This is a genomic window from Streptosporangium lutulentum, assembly GCF_030811455.1.
Classification (GTDB): Bacteria; Actinomycetota; Actinomycetes; order Streptosporangiales; family Streptosporangiaceae; genus Streptosporangium; species Streptosporangium lutulentum.
This window is the reverse complement of the sequence record NZ_JAUSQU010000001.1, coordinates 258826-280167: the sequence shown is the minus strand read 5'-3', so window position 1 is coordinate 280167 and position 21342 is coordinate 258826. Positions and strand designations below refer to the sequence as shown.

Annotated in this window: 16 protein-coding genes; 10 read left to right on the top strand and 6 right to left on the bottom strand. The window is 69.1% G+C overall.

What is annotated here, in order from left to right; translation table 11 throughout:
* Positions 1–238: 238 nt before the first annotated feature.
* A complete protein-coding gene (locus tag J2853_RS01180) occupies positions 239–511 on the bottom strand; it encodes a GlsB/YeaQ/YmgE family stress response membrane protein (protein WP_307554007.1) in 273 nt (90 codons plus the stop codon).
* A gap of 410 nt (positions 512–921) precedes the next feature.
* Here J2853_RS01180 and J2853_RS01175 point away from each other — a divergent pair, with 410 nt between their 5' ends.
* The 3 genes from J2853_RS01175 (at position 922) to J2853_RS01165 (ending at position 4491) form a co-directional block, all read left to right on the top strand.
* The gene (locus tag J2853_RS01175) at positions 922–1515 is read left to right on the top strand and encodes a hypothetical protein (RefSeq protein ID WP_307554005.1); all 594 of its coding nucleotides are present in this window, start codon (positions 922–924) and stop codon (positions 1513–1515) included.
* Between the two features lie 182 nt (positions 1516–1697).
* Positions 1698–2561, top strand: a complete 864-nt coding sequence (locus tag J2853_RS01170) for an NAD(+)/NADH kinase (RefSeq protein ID WP_307554004.1) — start codon at positions 1698–1700, stop codon at positions 2559–2561.
* 469 nt (positions 2562–3030) lie between these two features.
* Complete coding sequence (locus J2853_RS01165; protein WP_307554002.1) at positions 3031–4491, top strand: pectate lyase family protein; 1461 nt, start codon at positions 3031–3033, stop codon at positions 4489–4491.
* A gap of 162 nt (positions 4492–4653) precedes the next feature.
* Here J2853_RS01165 and J2853_RS01160 read toward each other — a convergent pair whose 3' ends face one another.
* Positions 4654–5769, bottom strand: a complete 1116-nt coding sequence (locus J2853_RS01160) for a glycoside hydrolase family 53 protein (protein WP_307554000.1) — start codon at positions 5767–5769, stop codon at positions 4654–4656.
* Positions 5770–5985: 216 nt separating this feature from the next.
* Positions 5986–8169, bottom strand: a complete 2184-nt coding sequence (locus tag J2853_RS01155) for a beta-galactosidase (RefSeq protein ID WP_307553997.1) — start codon at positions 8167–8169, stop codon at positions 5986–5988.
* Between the two features lie 215 nt (positions 8170–8384).
* On the opposite strand from J2853_RS01155, the gene J2853_RS01150 reads away from it, so the two are divergent.
* Genes J2853_RS01150 through J2853_RS01135 form a run of 4 tightly spaced genes read left to right on the top strand, consistent with a single transcriptional unit; the run spans position 8385 to position 12533 of the window.
* Positions 8385–9695, top strand: coding sequence for an ABC transporter substrate-binding protein (locus tag J2853_RS01150; RefSeq protein WP_307553995.1), 1311 nt, complete (start codon positions 8385–8387; stop codon positions 9693–9695).
* Positions 9692–10594, top strand: a complete 903-nt coding sequence (locus J2853_RS01145) for a carbohydrate ABC transporter permease (RefSeq protein ID WP_307553993.1) — start codon at positions 9692–9694, stop codon at positions 10592–10594. The genes J2853_RS01150 and J2853_RS01145 overlap by 4 nt, the downstream gene beginning before the upstream one ends.
* Positions 10594–11478, top strand: a complete 885-nt coding sequence (locus J2853_RS01140; RefSeq protein ID WP_307553991.1) for a carbohydrate ABC transporter permease — start codon at positions 10594–10596, stop codon at positions 11476–11478. Before J2853_RS01145 ends, J2853_RS01140 begins: the two co-directional genes overlap by 1 nt.
* Before the next feature lie 53 nt (positions 11479–11531).
* Positions 11532–12533, top strand: a complete 1002-nt coding sequence (locus tag J2853_RS01135; protein WP_307553988.1) for a LacI family DNA-binding transcriptional regulator — start codon at positions 11532–11534, stop codon at positions 12531–12533.
* Positions 12534–12670: 137 nt separating this feature from the next.
* On the opposite strand, the gene J2853_RS01130 is transcribed toward J2853_RS01135, so the two are convergent.
* A complete protein-coding gene (locus J2853_RS01130; RefSeq protein ID WP_307553986.1) occupies positions 12671–13855 on the bottom strand; it encodes a hypothetical protein in 1185 nt (394 codons plus the stop codon).
* A 347-nt stretch (positions 13856–14202) separates the two neighbouring features.
* Here J2853_RS01130 and J2853_RS01125 point away from each other — a divergent pair, with 347 nt between their 5' ends.
* Together J2853_RS01125 and J2853_RS01120 are read left to right on the top strand one after the other, a co-directional pair.
* Entirely contained in the window at positions 14203–14433 is a 231-nt protein-coding gene (locus tag J2853_RS01125; RefSeq protein ID WP_307553984.1) for a hypothetical protein, read from the top strand.
* Positions 14434–14868: 435 nt separating this feature from the next.
* Positions 14869–15114 carry a hypothetical protein gene (locus J2853_RS01120; RefSeq protein ID WP_307553982.1) on the top strand — a complete coding sequence of 82 codons (246 nt, stop codon included), beginning with the start codon at positions 14869–14871 and terminating at the stop codon, positions 15112–15114.
* Positions 15115–15219: 105 nt separating this feature from the next.
* On the opposite strand, the gene recQ is transcribed toward J2853_RS01120, so the two are convergent.
* Positions 15220–17109 (bottom strand): DNA helicase RecQ, encoded by a 1890-nt coding sequence (gene recQ, locus J2853_RS01115; protein WP_307553980.1) that lies wholly within the window; start codon positions 17107–17109, stop codon positions 15220–15222.
* Positions 17110–17268: 159 nt separating this feature from the next.
* Here recQ and J2853_RS01110 point away from each other — a divergent pair, with 159 nt between their 5' ends.
* Entirely contained in the window at positions 17269–17655 is a 387-nt protein-coding gene (locus tag J2853_RS01110) for a VOC family protein (protein WP_307553978.1), read from the top strand.
* 44 nt (positions 17656–17699) lie between these two features.
* Here J2853_RS01110 and J2853_RS01105 read toward each other — a convergent pair whose 3' ends face one another.
* On the bottom strand, positions 17700–20840 hold the full coding sequence (locus J2853_RS01105) for a glycosyl hydrolase 115 family protein (protein WP_307553976.1): 3141 nt from the start codon (positions 20838–20840) through the stop codon (positions 17700–17702).
* Between the last annotated feature and the right edge of the window lie 502 nt (positions 20841–21342).

Below are 21342 nucleotides of genomic sequence, written 5' to 3'. Positions count from 1 at the left end.
GGTTCATGCGGTTCACACGAGACATGTAGGACATGAGCGCCGCATGAGACAGAAGAGATATATGAGGCATCAGGTGCGAAAAAGCTGATCAAGCGCCGCCTGCAAGAGTCCTCCACGAGACATTCGGCCCCAGATCACAGTGGTCCCGGCCCGCGATCGCGGGCCGGGACCACCGATGAAACCGGTCGACGCCTCCTCGGACCTCCCCCGGCATGACCCGGCGGCCGGTCCGAACGGACTATCGAAGACCTCTCCTGCCGTACATGCCGGTGACCAGGATGACGCCGACGGCCGCCAGGACGACCTGGATGATCAGTTCGATCCAGTCGATTCCTCCGGTGCTGGAGACTCCCAGCGCCGCGGCGATCGCGGTGCCGATGAGGGCGGCGACGATACCGATCACGACGGTCAGCCAGATCGGGATGTTCTGCTTCCCCGGAACGACCAGTCGGCCCAGGGCCCCGATGACGATTCCAATGACGATGGCGGAAACAATGCCAGTGATATCCATGGTTCACGCTCCACTTGCTTGGCTGCCAGCCGTATGCCCGAGAAAAAGCGTGTAACACATAAAAAGGATTGCAATGTTTTTGGCGCTTTGGAATGCTCTCGCGCCCGGCCGCGGCATGCCCTCGTGGGGAGCCGCCGCTGATTCACCGTCGGCGGCCGGGGTAGGGGCACGTTCCCACCACTGAGACGACCCAGCAGCTCAGGCGCCGTGCGGGCGACGACGACCGGGCTCGGACAACGATCAGGAGGCGACGGGACGGAGCTCCCGCCGCCCGGCGCGTGATCGACGAGACCTCTTCGCCGTTCCGGGCGCGCCAGTGCCTTTGGCGAGGAGACGAAGTGATTTATGAAGGATTGCCGGAAAGGCACTCATTTTCCGGGATCAACGCGCCAGGCGCCGATCCCACCGGCGTGAATCCCGCGACCGCCGACCCCGCCGGCGCCGGCCCCGCCACCGGTTCCGCCGCCGGTTCCGCCGCCGTCGATGCGACCGGGAGCGACGCCGCCCCCGCCGCCTCCGACCCCGCCGCCCCCGCCGACCCTGTCGACCCTGTCGGCGCCGACCCCGCCGATCCTGCCGGCGTCGATCCCACCCCCGCGGATCCCGCGGTCGTGGATCCCGCCGACCTCGACGACACGACCGTGGAGGCGCTGGGCAGGCTCTCCGAGGCTCTGGAGACGACCGAGAGGGCCAGAGGACACCTCTACTCCTTTCACCAGCTCACCGGCCATGCCGACCTCCAGCTCGACCTGGCCGTGGAACTGCTGCGGGCCTCCGGCCACGCGGAGCAGGCCGACGCCCTGGCCAACGAGCTGATCGGCCGTAACGTGCTACCGGACAGGTGGACCTTCCAGGTCGTGGAGGAGTACGAAGACGGCTACTACCGCTTCTTCGCCGACCTCGAAAAGCGGATCAGGGATCAGCTGGCCGGAGGACGCCGCCATCTCCACGAGGCACGGATGAAAGAACGACGCCGGGGCACCGAACCTCGACCGGGTCCTTGAGCTCGCGTGCCTTCCACGCCCGCCCGACCGGCCCGGCCCGCTCGAACCCGCCGCGCCCGCCGAATGCGCCCGCCTTCCCGAGCCCGCTTCCCGAGCTCGCTTTTCCGAGCCCGCTTTTCCGAGCTCGCGAGTAGCCCGCCTCCCGTGGCACGGCCGCTCGAAGGCCCCCGTACAGTGGCGGCATGGGGATGGTCGAAACCGTAGGACTGGTCCTGCATCCGCAGCGCGATTCGAAGGTGGCCATTGACACGATCGTGGAGTGGGCCCGCGCCCGGAACCGCACGGTGCTCGGGCTCTCCTCCGAGGTCGGGCGCATCGACTGCAGCGCGGTCGGTGTCGACGTCGACACCCTGGTGAAGCGCTCCGACCTGCTCGTCAGCCTGGGCGGCGACGGGACGATGTTGCGCACCATGCGGCTCATCGCGGGACGGCCCACCCCCATCCTCGGCGTCAATCTCGGCCGCCTGGGGTTCCTCGCCGAGATCGACGTCGACGAGCTCCCCACCGCGCTGTCCGCCATCGACAACCACAAGTACACGGTGGAGCCCCGGATGGCGGTGAAGGCCGTCCTGCCGGACGGGACGGCGGTGACCGCCTTCAACGACATCGCGCTGGTCAGGATCCCCGGCGACGGACTGTCAGCGGTGGAGATCTCCGTGGAGGGCCATCATTTCGTCCGCTACGCCGCCGACGCCGTCATCGTGGCGACCTCCACCGGGTCGACCGCCTACAGCTTCTCCGCGGGCGGCCCCATCGTGTCCCCCATGGTCGAGGGAATCCTCGTCGTGCCGGCGGCGGCCCATTCGGCGTTCAACCGGGCCCTGGTGCTGTCGGCCGACGAGAGGGTAATGCTTGAGCTGCTCCCGACGAGCGGCCGTCTGGCCGTGGAGGTGGACGGCGCGGTGGGCGCCCATCTGTGCCCCGGAGACCAGCTCACCGTCACCGCGCTGCGCGCCGCCGCGTGGGTCGTCCGGCTCGGCCCCAAGACCTTCTACGAACGCGCCCGCCGCAAACTTCGTGTCAACGGCAGCGCCGAGGTCGACTAGCGGCTTCCGGCCCCCGTCGTCACCCTCTGACGTCACATACCGGCGGCCGGCGAATCGCGTGTTCCGAAGGGCGCACCGGGGCGGGCGGAGACGGCCCCCGGCCCGGCACCCGCTTTCCCCGGGGCGGCCCGGGACGCCTTTTCGCAGGTGGAGACCCGGAAGGGCGGCTCCTTCCCCGCTTTTCGGCCCCGCCTGAACCTCCGTTCGCGAAGGTCTTCTCGGCCGGATCTCCTCGCGCCGGCGGGTTCGAGCCGCGGGGCGGGCGGGGCCGAATCGGGGGAATCCCCTTACGACACAACAACCACCTTTGTGAAAGTTTCACCGTTGGTTGACAGCGGGAAAACGCTTTCCTAACTTGTGATTGTTCGCTCACATGTACGTGGATCACATATGTGAACGGCGAGTACTCGCTGGGGGGAACCCGTATCGCAGGCCGTACCGGCCTGCCGGACCAGCAAGGAGCTCAACCGTGAAACGCAACATCAACGGGAAGGCCGCCGCCGCCGCGGTCTTCGCCTGTACGGTCGCCCTGACAGGGCTGGTGGTCGGCGCGACGTCCGCCTCGGCCGCACCCGCCGCCGGGGCCTACACCCTGGTGAACAACGGAAGCGGCCTGTGCCTCAGCGTTCCCGGAGGCAGCACCTCTGACGGCGTGCAGCTCGCCCAGAACAGTTGCAACGGCGCGGCCGGGCAGGTCTGGAACGTCACCTTGTCGGGCAGTTCGTACCTGCTCAAGGCCGCGCACACCGGCAAGTGCGCGGGTGTCAGGGACGCGAGCACCTCCGCCGGCAAGGCCGTACAGCAGGAAAGCTGCTCGGGTGGGGCCTCCCAGGTCTGGCAGCTGACCGCGTCCGGGTCGAACTACCGGGTGGTCAACGCCAACGGCGGCAAGTGCCTCAACACCAAGGACAACGCGACGTCCGCGGGCGCCCTCATCCAGCAGAACTCCTGCGACTCCGTGGCGACCAAGCAGTGGAGGCTGACCCCGGCGGGCTCCAACCCGCCCACCAACCCCCCGACCAACCCGCCGACCAACCCGCCCACGAACCCCCCGACCAACCCGCCGACACAGCCTCAGACCGGCCTGGTCGGATGGGCGACCCAGGGTGGCGGCACCACCGGCGGTGGCAGCGCCTCGTCGACCACGGTCAGCAGCGCCTCCGCGCTGACCAGCGCGCTCTCCGCCAGCGGCGCGGCGGTGATCCGAGTGTCGGGCACGATCTCCTGCTCCGGCATGCTCAGGGTCGGCTCGAACAAGACCATCCTCGGCAACTCCGGGGCCACCATCGTCGGCTGCGGTTTCAACATCTCCGAGGCGTCCAACGTCATCGTCCGCAACCTGACCTTCCGCGACTGGAACGACGACGGCATCCAGGTCCAGTACTCCACCCGCGTGTGGATCGACCACAACACCTTCAGCAACGGCTATGACGGCGCCGTGGACGTCAAGCGCGGCAGCGACTACGTCACCATCTCCTGGAACAAGGTCACCGACCACGACAAGAGCATGCTGCTCGGCCACGACGACGGCAACGGCAGCGAGGACATCGGGCACCTCCGGGTCTCCTACCACCACAACTGGTTCGACGGCACCAACCAGCGCCACCCGCGCGTGCGGTTCGGCAACCCGGTCCACGTCTACAACAACTACTACGGCGGCGTCGGCAGCTACGGCGTGGCGTCCACCGAGGGTGCCGGAGTCCTGGTCGAGGGCAACTACTTCGAGAACACCGAAGACCCCTACCACCTCGGCGAGGGAGACTCCGGCCCGGGCAGCCTGGTCGCGCGTAACAACCACTTCGTCAACTCCGGCAGCGGGCAGACCGGGGGCAGCGTGGCCTCCATCCCCTACTCCTACTCGCTCGACACCGCGGCCAACGTCAAGTCCATCGTGACCGCCGGCGCCGGCGCCGGCCGGATCGCCGTCTGATCCCAGCGAAGCACCGATCCCCGAGCGTGACCGGACTCCCCCCACGGAGTCCGGTCACAACGCTTTTCAGCCGCAGAACGGGCGCCGCCTCCCGCGCCCGCGTGGGGCGGGCGCGGGAGGCGGCGGGCTCATCGGCCGAGGAACGTCTTCACCGTCGCGGACTCATCGGTCGAGGAATGACTTCACCGTCGGGAGCAGGCGGTCGTCGAACCCGAACAGGGCCTGGTTCTCCCAGCCGTTGCCGGACGAGGGATCGGCGGGGTCCCAGCCGTTGCCGGGCACCCCCGTCCAGGTCGCCTCCCAGTAGAAGACGCCGAGGCCGCGTCCCTGGGGAACCGACCGGACCACCTTCGCCACCGCCCGCATCATCTCCGCCTGCCCCTGGGGCGTGGCCGGATAGCCCGGGTACGGCTCGGCGGAGGTGATGATGTTCTCCCAGCCGTCCTTGTCGGCGGTGGTGTGGGGATAGGCCGTCTCCACCAGCACGACCGGCTTGCCGTACCGGGCGGCCACGTCGTTCAGGTTGGCCTGGAACGCCTCCAGGGTCCCGTGCCAGAAGGAGTAGTAGGACAGGCCGATCACGTCGTACCGGACTCCGTGGGTGGCGGCGGTGTCGAACCACCAGCGGTACAGGCCGTTGTCGGCGCCGTCGGCCAGGTGGAGCACCACCTTCGTCGAGCGGGACACCGCCTTGGCCGCGTCGTACCCGGCGTTGAGCAGCCCGGCCAGGTTCGGCCAGTTCTCCCAGTTGCCGTCCGGCCAGAGCAGGCCGCCGTTCAGCTCGTTGCCGATCTGCACCATGTCGGCCTTGGTGCCCTGTTTCTTCAGCGCGTTCAGCACGTCGTAGGTGTGGTCGTAGAGAGCCTGCTTGAGCTCGTCGAACGGCAGGGCGCTCCAGGCCGCCGGCTTGTTCTGCTTGCCGGGGTCGGCCCAGCTGTCGGAGTAGTGGAAGTCGACCAGCAGCCCCATGCCGAGGGACTTGGCCCGCTTGGCGAGTTTGAGCACCTGGGTCTTGGTGTTGTAGCCGTCGGCCGGGTTCACCCAGACCTTCAGCCGGACGTAGTCGAGGCCGGCGGACTCCAGGATGGCCAGCGCGTCTCCGCGTTTGCCGTTCGAGGAGCGGTAGACCCCGCCGAGCGCCTCCGACTTGGCCAGGCTGGAGACGTCGGCGCCCGCGATCCAGGGCCTGTCGTGGTCCGGGCGGGTGCCCGCGTGCGCCGGCTGCCCGGCCGCGAGTAAGGCGGCGCACAACAACAGCGCCGTGAAGATCTTTCGCATGGTTCCTCCGGTCAGGAGAGGACGGATGGTGTTCGCCGTCACCGGTGGGCGGACCGGGTCGGCGCGGATGAGGCTGTGGGGGCTGCGGTGGCGCGCCGAACCGGCGCCACCATGGTCTTTTTCATGGGTCTCCGCTCTGGAGAGAGTGACAAGGACATCCCCGATGGCCCTCGGTGACGCGTCGCGGCCAGGTGATCGGCGCGGCACCGAGGGAGGTCATGCGCCCCCGGCCCGTTCGACGACCGTGACGCCGCCGGGCGGTACGGTCACCGGCCCCGTGTGCTCGGCGCCGTCGAGCACCCCGGTCCCGCTCACCCCGTGAACCGTGACGGGCACGTCGCCGTGGTTGATGAGGAAGACGTGGTCGCCTCGCCGTACGAACTCAAGGGTGTCGGGCAGGTCCCGCGGCCGGGACACGCCCGCCCGGTCGAGGACCGCGCGCAGGATCCCGCGCAGATCCCCGCCGCCCGCGACACCGCCGTCGCGCGCCGGGCCGGGGAGCTCACGCGGGTCCCGGCCGTCCACCGGCTCGTCACCGGCCCGGTTCGGGTCGTCGCCGCGAGTCGCGGCGGGGGCCGTGTCCCCGTCACGAATCGGGTCGGGGGCCGTGTCCCCGTCACGGATCGGGTCGGGGGCCGTGTCCCCGTCACGAATCGGGTCGAGGGCCGTCGCGACGTACCACGCCGTTCCCGCGCCCAGTTCGTGGCGGGTCACCGCGGGATGGCCCGCGTCGGGGCCGTCGGCGAAGTCCCGTACGGCGTGCGCGCCCGCGAGCCGGACGCGCTCGGACCAGATCCGCCCGGTCAGGCCGTGGTCGCCGAGCGAGACCGTCTCGTCCGCGCGCAGCGGATGGAACTCCTCCACCGACAGGCCGAGCACCTCGCGCAGGACTCCCGGGTAGGGGCCGGGGTGGATGGTGTCGTTCTCGTCGACGATGCCGGAGAAGTAGGAGACCACCAGGTGCCCACCGGCCTCGACGTAGCGGTGCAGGTTCTTGGCGGACGCCTCCGTGAGCAGGTAGGAGCTCGGCGCGACAACCAGTTTGTATCCCGAAATATCGGCAGAAGGGTGTACGAAATCAACGGTGACGTGCTCCCGCCAGAGCGCCTCGTAGTAGGCCTCCACCCGCTCGCGGAAGTCCAGGTCCGCCGAGGGCCGCCATTCGAGTTCGAGCGCCCAGTACGACTCCCAGTCCCAGACGAGCGCGACCTCGGCCTCGACGCGGGAGCCCCGCACCTTGTTCAGTTTGCCCACCTCCGCCCCCAGGGCGACCACGTCGCGCCAGAGTTCGGAGCCGGTCCCCGCGTGCGGCAGCATCGCCGAGTGGAACTTCTCCGCGCCGTAGCGGGAGGCCCGCCACTGGAAGAACAGCACCGAGTCCGACCCCCGGGCGACGTGGGCGAGGCTGTTGCGCCGCATCTCCCCCGGCCGTTTGGCGAGGTTGCGCGGTTGCCAGTTGACGGCGCCGGTCGAGTGCTCCATGAGCATCCACGGCCTGCCGCCCGCCACCGAGCGGGCGAGGTCGGCGGCCAGCGCGAGCTCGATGTGGCTGTCGGCCCGCTCGGCGTCGAGGTAGTGGTCGTTGGAGACGACGTCCACCTCGCCCGCCCACCGCCAGTAGTCCATCGGCCTGCAGTTGGGGATCATGAAGTTGGTGGTGACCGGCAGGTCGCTGAAGCGGCGGATGGCCTCGCGCTCGCGGCGGAAGTTGGCGAGGTGGGCGTCGACGCAGAATCGCGCGAAGTCGAGCTGCAGGCCCGTGAGCTGGCCGACGGGCGCGACCCGGGGCGGCTCCACCGCCTCGAACGAGCCGTAGGTCAGCCCCCAGAACGTGGTTCCCCACGCCGCGTTCAGCGCCCCCACGTCCCCGTGCCGCTCACGCAGCCAGTCGCGGAACGCCTCGGCGGAGGTCTCGCAGTAGCACTGCGCGTTCGCCCAGCCGTACTCGTTGTGGACGTGCCACATGACCACCGCCGGGTGGCTCGCGTAGCGGGCGGCGATCCGCTCGGCGATCCGCTCGGAGGCGGTGGCGTAGCGCGGGGAACTCGGGCAGAAGCTGTGCCGGGAGCCGCCCGCGATCACGTGGCCCTCCCTGTCGACGAGGCGGCTGTCCGGATGGGCCTTTCTGAACCACACGGGCGGCGAGGAGGTCGGGGTCGCCAGGTCGACCTTGACGCCGGACGAGTCCAGCAGGTCGATGATCCTGTCCAGCCGGCCGAAGTCGTACACGCCTTCGGCCGGCTCCAGCAGACTCCAGTTGAAAATGCCGAGGCTGACCAGATTCACCCCGGCTTCGCGCATCAGCCGGACGTCGTCGTGCCAGACCTCCTCCGGCCACTGCTCGGGGTTGTAGTCCCCGCCGTATGCGATGCCCTCGGGCAGGACGGGATATCCAGGCAACAGCTCCCCCTCGAATCATTTCTGTGAACGTGCACAGTAATCCAAAGCTGGCAGACAGGGAAGAGTCGTCCTAGTATGTCCGTTCAACCTTGGAGTTAACGAGAACGTAACGGGCATTGACAGCGATACGTGCTGGATTTCAGTCTGTGAACGTTCACAGAACTTCACACATGATCAGGCCTCGACACCTCCCACCCCCCGACACGGAGGAACGCATGCAGAGAAAACGGCTCGCAGTGGCGGCCGCGGCCATGGCCGCCACCCTGGCCGCCGGATGTTCCGGCGCCTCCCAGGAGCCGTCCTCCCAGGCCGCACAGAACTCGGCTCCCGCGGGGCCGGTCAAGCTCACCTACTGGTCCTGGGTCCCCAACATGGACAAGATCGCGGCGGTCTGGAACCAGGCCCATCCGGACATCCAGGTCACGATCAGCAAGCAGGCCGGGGGTGACGACGCCGCCGCCAAGTTCCTGACCGCGGCCAAGGCGGGCAACCCGCCGGACCTGGTCCAGGCCGAGTACCAGATGCTGCCGTCCTTCGTCGCCGCCGACGCGCTGGCCGACCTCAAGAACGACGTGAGCCAGGCGAAGGGCAAGTTCAGCGAGGGGATCTGGGGCCTGGTCACGCTGGGGACCGACGCCGTCTACGCGCTCCCGCAGGACAGCGGCCCGATGATGCTGTACTACCGCCAGGACCTGTTCAAGAAGTACGGCATCGAGGTTCCCAAGACGTGGGACGAGTACGCCGAGGCCGCCCGCGCCGCACGGAAGAAGGACCCCGAGGTCTTCCTCGGCACCTTCTCCAGCAAGGACCCCGGCTCCTTCGTCGGCCTGGCCCAGCAGGCCGGCGCCCAGTGGTGGTCGATCAGCGGCGAGGCGTGGAAGGTCGGGATCAACGACGACGCCACCAAGAAGGTCGCCGACTACTGGGGCGGCCTCGTCAAGGAGGGCGCCATCGACGGCCAGCCGTACTTCACCCCAGAGTGGAACAAGGCCCTCAACGACGGCAAGCTGCTGACCTGGCCGTCGGCGGTCTGGGGTCCGGGCGTGCTGTCCGGCAACGCGCCGAACGGCAAGGGCAAGTGGGCGATCGCGCCGCTGCCGCAGTGGAACGCGGGCGAGAACCTCAGCGGCTTCTGGGGCGGCTCGTCCACCGCGGTCGCCGAGAAGTCCCCCAACAAGGCCGCCGCCGTCCAGTTCGCGACCTGGCTGAACACCGACCCTGAGGCACTCGGCCTGCTGGTCAAGGAGGGCGCGGTCTATCCGGCCTCCACCAAGGGCGGCGGCCTCCTCGGTGAGGCCCCCGACTACTTCTCCAACCAGGCCGACTTCTGGCAGCAGGCCGCGGCGATCTCCGCCGGCGCACGGGGCTTCACCTTCGGGCCGAACGTCAACGTGACCTACAACGCCTTCAAGGACGCCTTCGACAAGGCGGTCCACGACAAGTCGGTCTTCTCCGACGCCCTCCAGGCGATGCAGGAGACGACGGTCGCCGACATGCAGAAGTCCGGATTCCAGCTCGTCCAATGACGAGCCGCCGCAGCGGCGGCGCCCGCACCGCGGGTGCCGTCCCCTACCTCTTCCTCGCTCCGGCCATGGTGCTGTTCACGCTCTTCATGGCCGTCCCCATCGTCTACACGGCGTATCTCAGCCTGCGGCGCACGAAGGTCTCCGGGCTGGGCCTGGGCAAGAACTCCCGCACCGAGATCTTCGTCGGTCTCGACAACTACGCGGCGGCGGTCACCGACGGCGAGCTGTGGGCCGGCTGGCTCCGGGTCCTCGGCTACGGCCTGCTGGTGCTGGCGGTCATGCTCGGGCTCGCCCTGCTGTTCGCGCTGCTGCTGGACTCGGCACACGTACGGCTCGCGCGGTTCTCCAGGATCGCCGTCTTCCTGCCGTACGCGGTGCCCGGCGTGGCCGCCAGCCTGCTGTGGGGCTTCCTCTACCTGCCGAGCCTCAGCCCGATCCGCCAGGTTCTCGACATCGACCTGCTCGGCACCGGAGCCGTCACCTTCTCCATGGCCAACGTGGCCGTCTGGGGCGGGGTCGGCTTCAACATGCTGGTGCTCTACACCAACCTGCGGGCCGTCCCCAGGACCTACTACGAGGCGGCCAGGATCGACGGGGCGGGCGAGATCCAGATCGCCCTGCGGATCAAAATCCCGATCATGCTGCCCGCGATCATCCTGACCACGGTGTTCTCCATCATCGCCACCATCCAGGTGTTCACCGAGCCGACCACCCTGCGGCCGCTGACCAACACGATCAGCTCGACCTGGAGCCCGCTGATGAAGGTCTATCGGGACGCGTTCGTCACCGGCGACCTCTACTCGGCCGCCGCCACCTCGATCGTCATCGCGGCGATCTCCCTCGTCCTTTCGTTTGGTTTCCTGCGCATCGTCCGTAACCGCGCCTTCGGGGAGGGCTGATGACCACCACGACCGCCGTCCGAGCGGGGAACCGGGCGACCGGGACGCGAAAGCGCGGGCCGTACGGGATCGCGCCGACCGCGATCCTGCTGCTCGGCGCGCTCTACTGCCTGCTGCCGGTCAGCTGGGTGCTGATCGCCGCCACCAAGTCGAAGGCGGAGCTCTTCTCCACCTCGACCTTCGCCCCCGGCACCGGGCTGCTGTCCAACATCGCCGACCTGGCGGACTACCGCGACGGCGTGTTCTGGCTGTGGATGCTGAACACGCTGCTCTACGCGGGCGGCGGCGCGCTGCTGTCCACGGCGGTCTCGGCGGTCTCCGGCTACGCGCTGGCGAAGTACAGCTTCCGCGGCCGGAACCTGATCTTCAACCTGCTGATCGGCGGCATCCTGGTGCCCGCGGTGGTGCTGGCCATCCCCCAGTACCTGCTGTTTTCGAAGATCGGGCTCGCGGACACCTACTGGTCGGTCCTGCTGCCGCAGATCCTGCACCCGTACAGCATCTACCTGGCGCGCATCTACGCCACCGCCGCCATCCCCGACGCCCTGCTGGAGGCCGGGCGCATCGACGGGGCCGGGCACTGGCTGTTGCTCCGCCGGGTGGCCCTGCCCCTGATGCTTCCCGGCATGGTGACCATCTTCCTGTTCCAGTTCGTGGCGATCTGGAATAACTTCCTGCTGCCCTTCATCATGCTGGGCGACGACCAGAAGTTCCCGCTGACGGTCGGCCTCTACACGCTGCTCGCGGCGGGGGCCAACCAGCCGTCGCTGTACAACCTGATCCTCACGGGCACGCTGATCTCGATCATCCCGTTGATCGCGCTGTTCCTCACGATGCAGCGCTACTGGCGGACCGATCTGGCCGGCGGAGCAGTGAAAAGCTAGTGATCGGGCGAATCGGCGGCAGGCCGGCCACCGGCCGAGGGGACAATGGCAGCATGGCGAAGCGTCCGACCATTCACGACGTCGCGGCGGCGGCGGGGGTCTCCCGGGGAACGGTCTCCCGGGTGCTCAACGACGACCGTTACGTCAGCCCCGCCTCGCACGCCGCCGTCCAACGGGCCATCGCCGAGACCGGATACGTCCTCAACCGCGCCGCCCGCAGCCTGGTCACCCAGCGGACCGGTTCGGTGGTGATGGTCCTGTCCGAACCTCAGGAGAGATTGTTCGAGGATCCCAACTACAGCGTGCTCCTGCGGACCGCCACCCGCCGGCTCGCCGAGCGGGACGTGTCGCTGGTGATGATGATCGCCGGGAACGACGGCGACCGCGACCGGGTGGTCCGCTATCTGCGCGGCGGCCACGCCGACGGGGTGTTCCTGGTCTCCACCCACGCGGGCGACACGCTGGTCGACGCGCTGGTGGACATCCCGGTGGCCGTCGTCGCCCAGGGGTCGGTCATCGGACGGGAGAACGTGATCCCCTACGCGGCGGCGGACGATCGGGAGGGCGCCCGGCAGATGACGCGCTACCTGGTGGAGCTGGGCCGCAGGCGGATCGCCACCATCACCGGCCCGCTCGACACCCCGGGCGGGGTGCAGCGGCTGGAGGGCTTCGCCGACATCCTCGGCAGGAAGGCGTCCAAGAAGCTGATCGAGCACGGCGACTACACCCAGCTGGGCGGGGAGAGCGCCATGGCACGGCTGCTGGAGCGGGTCCCCGACCTCGACGCGGTGTTCGTCGCCTCGGATCTGATGGCCGCGGGCGCGCTGTCGGCCCTGCGCGCGGCCGGGCGGCGGGTGCCCGAGGACGTCGCGGTGGGCGGGTTCGACGACTCAACGGTGGCGCTCTCCACGCACCCCCCGCTCACGACCATCCGGCAGCCCCTGGAACGGGTCGCCGAGGAGACGGTCCGCCTGCTGCTCGCCCTCATCGACGGCGCCGAGCACCTGGACCCGGTGATACTGCCGACGACCCTCATCGTCCGCGAGTCCACGTAGCCGGGTGGGTGCCGAAGCCCTCGGCGGCCTGTTCGCTGTTCGCCGCCGGCCCGCTGCCGGGGTGCCCGTTGTCCGGCTTGGGGCCGACCGGCATCGACCGGTTCCCGGGAGACCGAAGGTCCCGATCTCCCGGCAGGTCAGCGGTTGGAGGACGAGCCGTTCACCGTCAGGACGTGCTCCGTCTCGATGGCGGGGAACGTCCCCGTGTCGATGATCCCGTGCTCGCTGTAGGCGGCCTCCAGCAGCGCGTGAGCCTTGGGCTCCAGCTTCCACAGGGCGCGGTACTCGCGGGCGGTGGCCAGGGCGATGCCGGTCTCGTGGGCGATGTCGGTCGCCCGGGGGACGAACTTCCGCTCGATCTGGTTGTCCCAGTACTTCCGCGCGGCACGCATCTGGGCCGCGCGCTGCGCCGTGTCGACGACGGGCGAGGGCGTCTCCGGCAGCTGGAGCTCCTCCTCGTCGTCATCGGCGAGCAGCATCACCGGCGCCCCCGACACCGCCGGGCGCGCGGGCGGTTCGCCGGCCTCGCGACTCCACGGGACGGGCGGGCTCAGATCGATCAGGGCGGCGGTGTTGTAGAGCGCCCCGATCTGGGAGAGCAGCGCCTCCTGCCGGGCGGAGTCGACCGCCAGGCCGCTGTGCTCCACCGCACGATCCATGGCACGGTCCAGCTTGACGAGGGCCGCCCGCATCTTCCGGTCGGACGCCCCGGCCTCGCGAAGCGCGCGAGCGCGCTTGGCGGCCAGCGCGACACGGGTCAGCCTGCGGTGCGCGTCCACCTCGCTCGCGGTGCGGTCGCTGACCTCGGCCAGTCCGATGCGGACCAGCGCGCGCTCGGGGGTGATCCGCCAGTTGATGCGGGAACGCCCGGTGATGCGGTGGCGCTCGATCGCCATGCCGCGCTCCCACAGCCATGCCGCCACCAGCGGGGCGGCGAGCCGGAACACGGCCTCGGCGAGGCTGCGGGCGTCCATGCTCGACAACACCGCGGTCAGGCCGGTGAGCGCCCATACGGCGACACCGTCGATGCCGGCGGAGTAGTTCTCCCTCATGTTGCGGCGGGCCCGTACCGCGCTGGTGATGACGGCGACCTCGATGAAGGCGAAGAGCAGGAACCTCAACGGCCCGTCGAAGCCCAGAACGTCACCGGAGAAACGCCACATACCCTGGGCGGATACACCTGTCGCGATACTGGCTGCGACGATGGTGAGGATGTCCTCCACCGGACGGGGTGCGACGAAACGGTGGAAGAACCGGGTCCCCGCGCGATAGGCCGTGCGGGACACAAAAAAGACCAGGGTCAGAATAAGCAGGGCGATCACGCAGATGATGATCGTTCCGACCGGCTGATCCGATATGAAGGTGGTGATTTGATCGATGGGGGGCATCAGTCACTGTCCGTCAGTCTCGATGTCCGACAGGATATTTACGCGATCCTTCCAGAATGTCGGCAGCTTGTTCGCGAAACGCGATGCTGCCGCTGTGACTGGACTGGCGTTTTTTCACTCTGGTTTGCCGGTGAGAAAGAACGGGCCGCACCGGGAGTCGGCCGCCACACGAGGTTTCGTGTCGCTACTCCTGGTCTTGCGAGCTATGTGTCACTCTCGACATCCGGAACCGCATGAGTGATCGACAATGGCCCGAACCGCCAACGCTCAAGGAGAACCCGTTGACCGAACCACATATGAGCGACAACCTCGATCTCGCCGCGAAAGCGGAGATGCTGGCGAACACGTCGACCGGACCGCTCGACCACGCCGCCGCCAAGTCGGTGGCCATCACCTGCGCGACCACGCGCGACCTCGCCGAGGCCCGGAACGTCCTGGACGGCGTCTCCCCCGACGAGGTGCGGCGGGCCGCGCTCGATCTCTTCGATCGCCTCACGGCGCAGGCGGGGTGACCGCGCAGACCGGCGGCCACCCGCGCGGGCGCCGAATCGCGCCGGCATGAGCGGAGTCGAACCGACGGGACGGGGCTCGTCGGCTCGTGACCCGAGCCGGGCCCGCCTCGCTCCACCGCCGTCCTTCCAGTGACGGTGGAGCGGGGCGAGCCGTCCGGCCGAACCCTGAACACCGGGGCGGGAGCGCCCCCGTGGCGGGTCCGGTCGCGGTCCGCCGTGCCATCGGGGCTCCGTCCTGAACCGTCCCCCTTGAGCTGTCGCTTCCGGAAACGCCCACTGCGATCGCGCACCCCGGCGAGCCGCTGAACCGGCAGAAAATGTCAGAGCCAGGCGAGATGATGAGGATGTGAATAGGGGTTAAAACGGGTAGCGGGGGCCTCGGAGGTCCGTCAGACTTGGAAGCCCCTGGGGAAGGGACACGCAATGGAAACCATGATGGGAGCGTCCGACCTGGCGCAGGTTCTCTTTGCCTCCGCCCTGCAGGCATCGGAAGATCCGTCGCCGGATCGGGTGCGCGCGACCATCGAAGACCAGATACGTCTCCGTCATGCCGATCTCGCCTGTTGCGCGGCCTTCGTCGCCCAGGAGGCCGGTGACCACCCCGAGGCGTACGAAACCCGGATGCGCTGGGCCCTGAACGCGGTCCACGAGGCCCACCCGGCCATCCTGATCACAACCTGACCCGCCCGGCGAGAGCGCCGTACGGTCACGACCCGCACGCCGGCCACGATCCGGCCGCTGCCGACGCGACGGCCGGGTCCTCCTCCACGACGCGAGGGCTTTCGCCTAGTCCGTCTGTCCGGACGGCGGTTCCGTCCCGGTGGGCTGGAGTTGGGCGCTGAGGGCGTCCAGGATCTCCTGCCCGTACTTCGCCAGTTTGTTCTCGCCGACGCCGCTCACCTTGCTCAGTTCGTCCAGGGACGACGGGAGCTCGGCCGCGATCTCGCGCAGGGTCGCGTCATGGAAGATCACATACGCGGGCACCCCCTGTTCCTTCGCGGTGGCGGCACGCCAGGAGCGGAGCAGCTCGAAGATCGGCATCGCCTCTTCAGGCAGGTCGGCGGGGGTGGCGCGGGGAGACTTGGCGGCCTTGGGGGCCTTGGCGGCTCGGGCCGCCCGCTCGGGCTCGCGCCGCAGCGGGACCTGCCGCTGCCGGCCCAGCACCTCGGCGCTCGTGTCGGTGAGCACCAGCGTGCCGTAGTCGCCCTCGACGGTCAGCAGGCCCTGGGCCAGCAGCTGGCGCACCACCCCGCGCCACTCGCTCTCGCTCAGCTCCGTGCCGACGCCGAACACCGTCAGGGACGCGTGGTCGTGCTGGATGACCTTCGGTGTCTTCTTTCCGAGCAGGATGTCGATGATCTGGCCCGCGCCGAACTTCTGGCGCCGCTCGCGCTGGAGCCGAAGCACGGTCGACAGGAGCTTCTGGGCGGCGACCGTACCGTCCCATGATTCGGGCGGCGACAGGCACGTGTCGCAGTTGCCGCAGGCGGTGCTCCGCTGGCCGAAGTAGGCGAGCAACTGCACACGGCGGCACTCGACCGCCTCGCAGAGAGCCAGCATGGCGTCGAGATGGCTGCCCAGACGGCGCTGGTGGGCCGCGTCGCCCTCGGAGGTGTCGATCATCTTGCGCTGCTGCACGACGTCCTGGAGGCCGTAGGCCAGCCAGGCGGTGGAGGGGAGGCCGTCGCGGCCTGCCCTGCCGGTCTCCTGGTAGTAGCCCTCGACGGACTTGGGCAGGTCGAGGTGGGCGACGAATCGCACGTCGGGTTTGTCGATGCCCATGCCGAACGCGATGGTGGCGACCATGATGACGCCGTCCTCGCGCAGGAAGCGCGCCTGGTTCGCGGCCCGGACGCGCGCGTCGAGTCCCGCGTGGTACGGCAGCGCCTGGAATCCGTTCTCCGCCAGGAACGCGGCGGTCTTCTCGACGGAGGCGCGCGACAGGCAGTAGACGATGCCGGCGTCTCCCGGGTGCTCGGTGCGCAGCAGTTTCAGCAGCTGCCGCCTGGGCTCGTTCTTCGGCTCGATGCGGTACTGGATGTTCGGCCGGTCGAAGCTCGCCACGAAGTGACGGGCCTCCCCCAGGTTCAGCCGGGACGCGATCTCGGCGTGGGTGGCCTCGGTGGCGGTCGCGGTCAGCGCGATGCGGGGCACGGTGGGCCAGCGCTCGTGCAGGGTGGACAGCGCCAGGTAGTCGGGCCGGAAGTCATGCCCCCACTGGGCCACGCAGTGTGCCTCGTCGATGGCGAACAGGGAGATCGCGCCGCGATCGAGCAGTCGCAGCGTCGACTCGACCCGCAGGCGTTCCGGTGCCAGGTAGAGCAGGTCCAGCTCACCGGCGAGGAAGGCCGACTCGACCTGGCGGCGCTCGTCGTGGTCCTGCGTGGAGTTGAGGAACCCCGCCCGCACTCCGAGAGCCGTCAGGGCGTCGACCTGGTCCTGCATGAGCGCGATGAGCGGTGAGACGACGACGCCGACGCCTTCCCGCACGAGCGCGGGAATCTGGTAGCACAGTGATTTACCGCCGCCGGTCGGCATGAGCACGAGCGCGTCGCGCCCGGCGACGACATGCTCGATGATCTCCTGCTGGCCTTCCCTGAACGAGGTGTAGCCGAAGACGCGGTGCAGCACGCGCGACGCGTCACTCACCTCGGGAACGTTCTCGGGGGAGGTCATCGGCTCATTGTACGAGATCACGCTGCCCGGGGCGGCGGGTGCGGGGAGGCCCGGGCGGTCACGGCGCCGGCCTCACCGGCCGCCCGGCGCGGGCGACGGCCGCGGAAATCGCGTCCGGCCGGCGCGGTGGTGATCGCGAGGCGCGGGCAGGAATGGGGCATGGAAGTGCTCAGCAGCCGGATCCTCCTGCGTCCTGCCGACCTGGATCGCAGTCGCCGGTTCTATCGTGACGTGATGGGTCTGGCGGTCTACCGCGAGTTCGGGCCGCCCGGCGATCCGGGCGTGGTGTTCTTCCTCGGTCATGGATTCCTGGAGGTCTCCGGGCGTTTCGACGACGCGCGAGGAGGGGCGCTGGAGATCTGGCTCCAGGTCCGCGACGTCCACGCCGAGCACGAACGGCTGGTCGCCGCGGGGGTCCGGGTGACGCGGGCACCGCGCCGGGAGCCGTGGGGGCTCATCGAGACCTGGATCGAGGACCCGGACGGGGTGCGCATCGTCATCGTCGAGATCCCGGAGGACCATCCCCTGCGACGCGACCAAAGGTGATCACCGGGGCGGCGTGGAGGACCGCCCCGATGATCACATACTGGCTACCGTCCGGCTCTCATGCTCTCCGGAGGTCCCAGGTAACTTGGCAGGACGCCGCCCGTGTCCACCACGAGCCGCTGCACCACCACCGTCGGGTCGACCATCCAGATCTTCAGGACATGGACGCCCGGCGTGCCGATCGTGTGCGTGGTGGTGGTCACGTTGACGTTGTCGGACGTGTTCCGCTCCCACTGCCTGTTCATGGTCGTGTCGTTGGCGCCGGTGGCGGCCGTGACGTTCACGATCTGCGGCGCCTGGTCGTCGATCGAGACGGCGTACTTGAGCCCGTCCGTCGGCAGGACGTTGTTCCTGGGCGAAAGGAACGCCGAGACCTTGACGGGCCCGGTGGTGAACGTGGTCATCGTGTATTCCAGCCGCGGGCCGTCGCCGCCGGGTATCCGGCGCGACGCGGTGACGGGGAAGGGCGTCATGCCGTTTCCGGTCCGTCCGATGTCCGGGATGAGCTTCCAGCCGACCCCGGAGGAGGTCACCGCCCTGGTGTAGTGGTCGGCCTCGATCGAGACGTGGCCGCCCGCCTCCACGAAGCCCTTGACCTGCTTGCCCGGCATGGACGGGTTGTCCACGACGGCCTTGACCACCACGCTCGCGCCGTTCGGCCCGGAGACCGTGATGGGCACCTCGGTCTTTCCCTTCGGGGCACGCGACCAGTCGACGCGCACGGTGGCGCGCACCTGCTTGCCGACGCGGCCCGCCTTCGGGGTGACGCTCACCCACGGCACGGCCGGCCTGATCGTGTAGTCGAACGCCTTCGTGCCCCGGTTGAACACCTCGATGTACTGCCCCGGCCCGCTCTGGTAGGGGCTGAAGGCGGGCAGCACGGCCGGGGGCCCCTGTCCGGGCCACCACCTGTCGGACCCGTCCACGGCGACGCCCAGCTCGGCGGCCTCCGGGACCTCGATGCGCTGGAGGTGGGGATAGAAGGCGTCCGGCAGGGCCACGTTGTTCTGCTCGGGCTGCTGCCAGGGCGCGTTCGGCCCGTAGCGCTCCACATCCCCGTAACCGATCTTCGGCTGCGTCTGGAAGCCCTTCCACTTCCCTTCGGCCAGCGTGTTGTTGTAGTAGGCGGACATCGCCTGGTCCTCGTCGAACCGGGCCTGGGCGAGGTCCGCGAGGTCGTTGGTGGCGGCGCGTCCCTGCCTGGCGTAGAGGATGTTGGTGAACTGCGCGTTGCGCAGCGCGTACAGGTTGGCCGTCGCCTTCACCTGGTAGTAGACGAGCTGGTAGTAGGCGTCGTCATAGGCTTTCGGCAGGGAGGCGCGGATCTTCTCGGCCTTCGCCGCGAGGCGCTGCCACTCCGCGGTGACCCGGTCCATCTCCTGGTAGGCGGTCAGGCTGAAGGGGGTGTCCCTGTCGTCGTAGACCACGGCGGAGGAGTCCGTGGCAAGGTCCTTGGTGGGGTCGAGGCTGATCCGGCGGTTCAGCAGCTCCGGCTTGCGGCGAGACTGCAGGTGACCGTAGGTGCTCAGCACCTCGGCGATCTCCTTGGCCTTCTCCGGCCCGAAGTTCTGTGCCGCGTACTGCCGCTCCCACTCCCCGAGCCGCTCCAGCGGCCAGCGGTCGGGGTCCCACGCGTAGTCGAGGAAGAACTGGAGCGGGAGCTCCTCGTTCTTCATGTCTCCCACGTTGACGACCCAGAGCCGGTCCACGCCGTAGGTGTAGCTCGTGTGCAGCTGCTCCCAGGTGCCGGCGAGGTTGACGGTGTCGGCCCACTTGTAGTTCCGCCCGCCACCGACATAGTCGAAGTGGTAGTACATGCCGTAGCCGCCGCCGCGCTGTGGAAGGCTCTGGTCGGGCAGCTTGCGCATGTTGCCCCAGTTGTCGTCGCAGAAGACGACGGTCACGTCGTCCGGCGGGCGCAGCCCCTGGTCCCAGTAGCGCTGGACCTCCTTGTAGAGGGTCTGGACCTGCGGGATCGTCTCCAGGTCCTCACCGCTCTCGGTGGCCAGGATCTCACGCTGGGCGGCCAGGATGCTCTCCATCAGTTCGATGCCGTCGCCGTCGGGCAGGCTCACGTCGCCGTTGCCGCGCATGCCGAGGGTGACCACGCCCTCGTAGTCCTGTTCCCGCATCCGGCGGATGCCGTCGGCCCAGTACTTCTTGATGGCCTCGCCGTTGCGGCGGAAGCTCCACTCGCCGGTGCCGCCGTACGGATCGCTGCCCGGCTTGGTGATGTTGCCCTGGCTGTCGCGCACCGCGGCCACGGCGTGCCGGTTCCACTCCTCGATGCCCCGCATCATCGGCGCCTCGTGCGAGGTGCCCATCACGACGCCGTACGCGGTGGCCGTCCGGTGGTTCGCCGGGTCGTCCTCGGCGAACGCCCGGCCCCAGACCGCCGGCCAGAGGTAGTTGGCCTTGAGCCGGAGCATGACCTCGAAGACCTTGGCGTAGAACGTGCTGTTGAAGCCGCCCGCGAAGCCCGGGGCCAGACCGGGGCCGAAGTACCGGGGCGCCCAGGTGCCCAGGGCGGGGTTCTCGTCGTTGATGAAAAAACCGCGGTATCTCACCTTCGGCGTGCCCTGGCTGTGCCGGCCCGGCAGCACGTAGAGCGCCTCCTGATGGCGCGGCGGAACGTCGTCCCACCAGGACCAGGGGGACACGCCGATCCGCTTCGAGACGTCGTACGCGCCGTAGATCGTGCCGCGCTGGTCACTGCCGGCGATCACGAACGCCCGGCGGACGCCCGGCAGGGGGTTCTGCACCACCTGCTGGAGGGACGTCTCCCACTTTCCCGCGATCGCGGTCACGTCCAGCTTCCCCGCGGTCACGAGGTCGTCGATGAGCGGGCTCTTGCCGATGGTTCCGATGAGCACCACGTCGTCCTGCCGAGGGATCCGGCCGACCGAGACGGCGGGCCGGACACCAGTGACCCGCTTGAGATCGGTTTGGAGATCGCTCACCACCCGGATCACTCCCGGATGGTCGCCCGCGTCGACCACGAGCGGCGCGGCCCTGCCGGACGCCACGAGGGGGAAGCGGCCGGATCCCGCGGTGGTGGAGATGTACGTGTCCGGATCGGCCGCCTCACCGTGGGCGAGGTTCCCCTTCCTCGCGTTTCCGGCGGATCCGGGATCCTTTCCGGCGGCCCAGGCCATGGGGGCGGTGAAAGCGGTCGCGGTGGCCACGAGCGTCAACGAAAGCAGGAGTCTCAGGAGCCTCGACGGCGCTCTCCGGGACATACGTGCGGAGGCCGGTGAACCGACGGCGAACCTTCTCATTCGCGATCTCCATGGGGATGGATTACTGCTGGATGAAAATTTCGATAAGTCAGCGAAACTTTCGGAAGGCAATCAAATTAACCGGATGCTAACCACCCCGGCATGCCCGGTCAACAGAGCTCTCGCGGAAGATCGCCGAATCCGCGTCGATCACGCCCGGCGGCCACGGCCGGGTGACCGTGGAAACGACCTGGTGGAACTCCTCGGGCCGCGCCGGATTCCCGCGGTCCGCGGGTGAGAGGTGAGCGATGAACGTTTCATGGCGGCGGTCTTCGGACCGGCTCCTCACCGGGTCCTCACCGGCTCCCGCCGCGTACGGGCGCCCTCTCCCGCCTCACACAGGCGCCCGTCCTCGCCGCGCGGGGGTCATCACCGCGCGGGGGTCACTTCCGCCGCGCGAGGTTCGTCG

What these genes read in the sequence shown, in the direction of transcription:
- J2853_RS01180 (WP_307554007.1), bottom strand. Translation starts at nt 511, where the DNA reads ATGGATATCACTGGCATTGTTTCCGCCATCGTCATTGGAATCGTCATC.
- J2853_RS01170 (WP_307554004.1), top strand. Translation starts at nt 1,698, where the DNA reads ATGGGGATGGTCGAAACCGTAGGACTGGTCCTGCATCCGCAGCGCGAT.
- J2853_RS01160 (WP_307554000.1), bottom strand. Translation starts at nt 5,769, where the DNA reads ATGCGAAAGATCTTCACGGCGCTGTTGTTGTGCGCCGCCTTACTCGCG.
- J2853_RS01150 (WP_307553995.1), top strand. Translation starts at nt 8,385, where the DNA reads ATGCAGAGAAAACGGCTCGCAGTGGCGGCCGCGGCCATGGCCGCCACC.
- J2853_RS01145 (WP_307553993.1), top strand. Translation starts at nt 9,692, where the DNA reads ATGACGAGCCGCCGCAGCGGCGGCGCCCGCACCGCGGGTGCCGTCCCC.
- J2853_RS01140 (WP_307553991.1), top strand. Translation starts at nt 10,594, where the DNA reads ATGACCACCACGACCGCCGTCCGAGCGGGGAACCGGGCGACCGGGACG.
- J2853_RS01135 (WP_307553988.1), top strand. Translation starts at nt 11,532, where the DNA reads ATGGCGAAGCGTCCGACCATTCACGACGTCGCGGCGGCGGCGGGGGTC.
- J2853_RS01120 (WP_307553982.1), top strand. Translation starts at nt 14,869, where the DNA reads ATGGGAGCGTCCGACCTGGCGCAGGTTCTCTTTGCCTCCGCCCTGCAG.
- recQ (WP_307553980.1), bottom strand. Translation starts at nt 17,109, where the DNA reads ATGACCTCCCCCGAGAACGTTCCCGAGGTGAGTGACGCGTCGCGCGTG.
- J2853_RS01110 (WP_307553978.1), top strand. Translation starts at nt 17,269, where the DNA reads ATGGAAGTGCTCAGCAGCCGGATCCTCCTGCGTCCTGCCGACCTGGAT.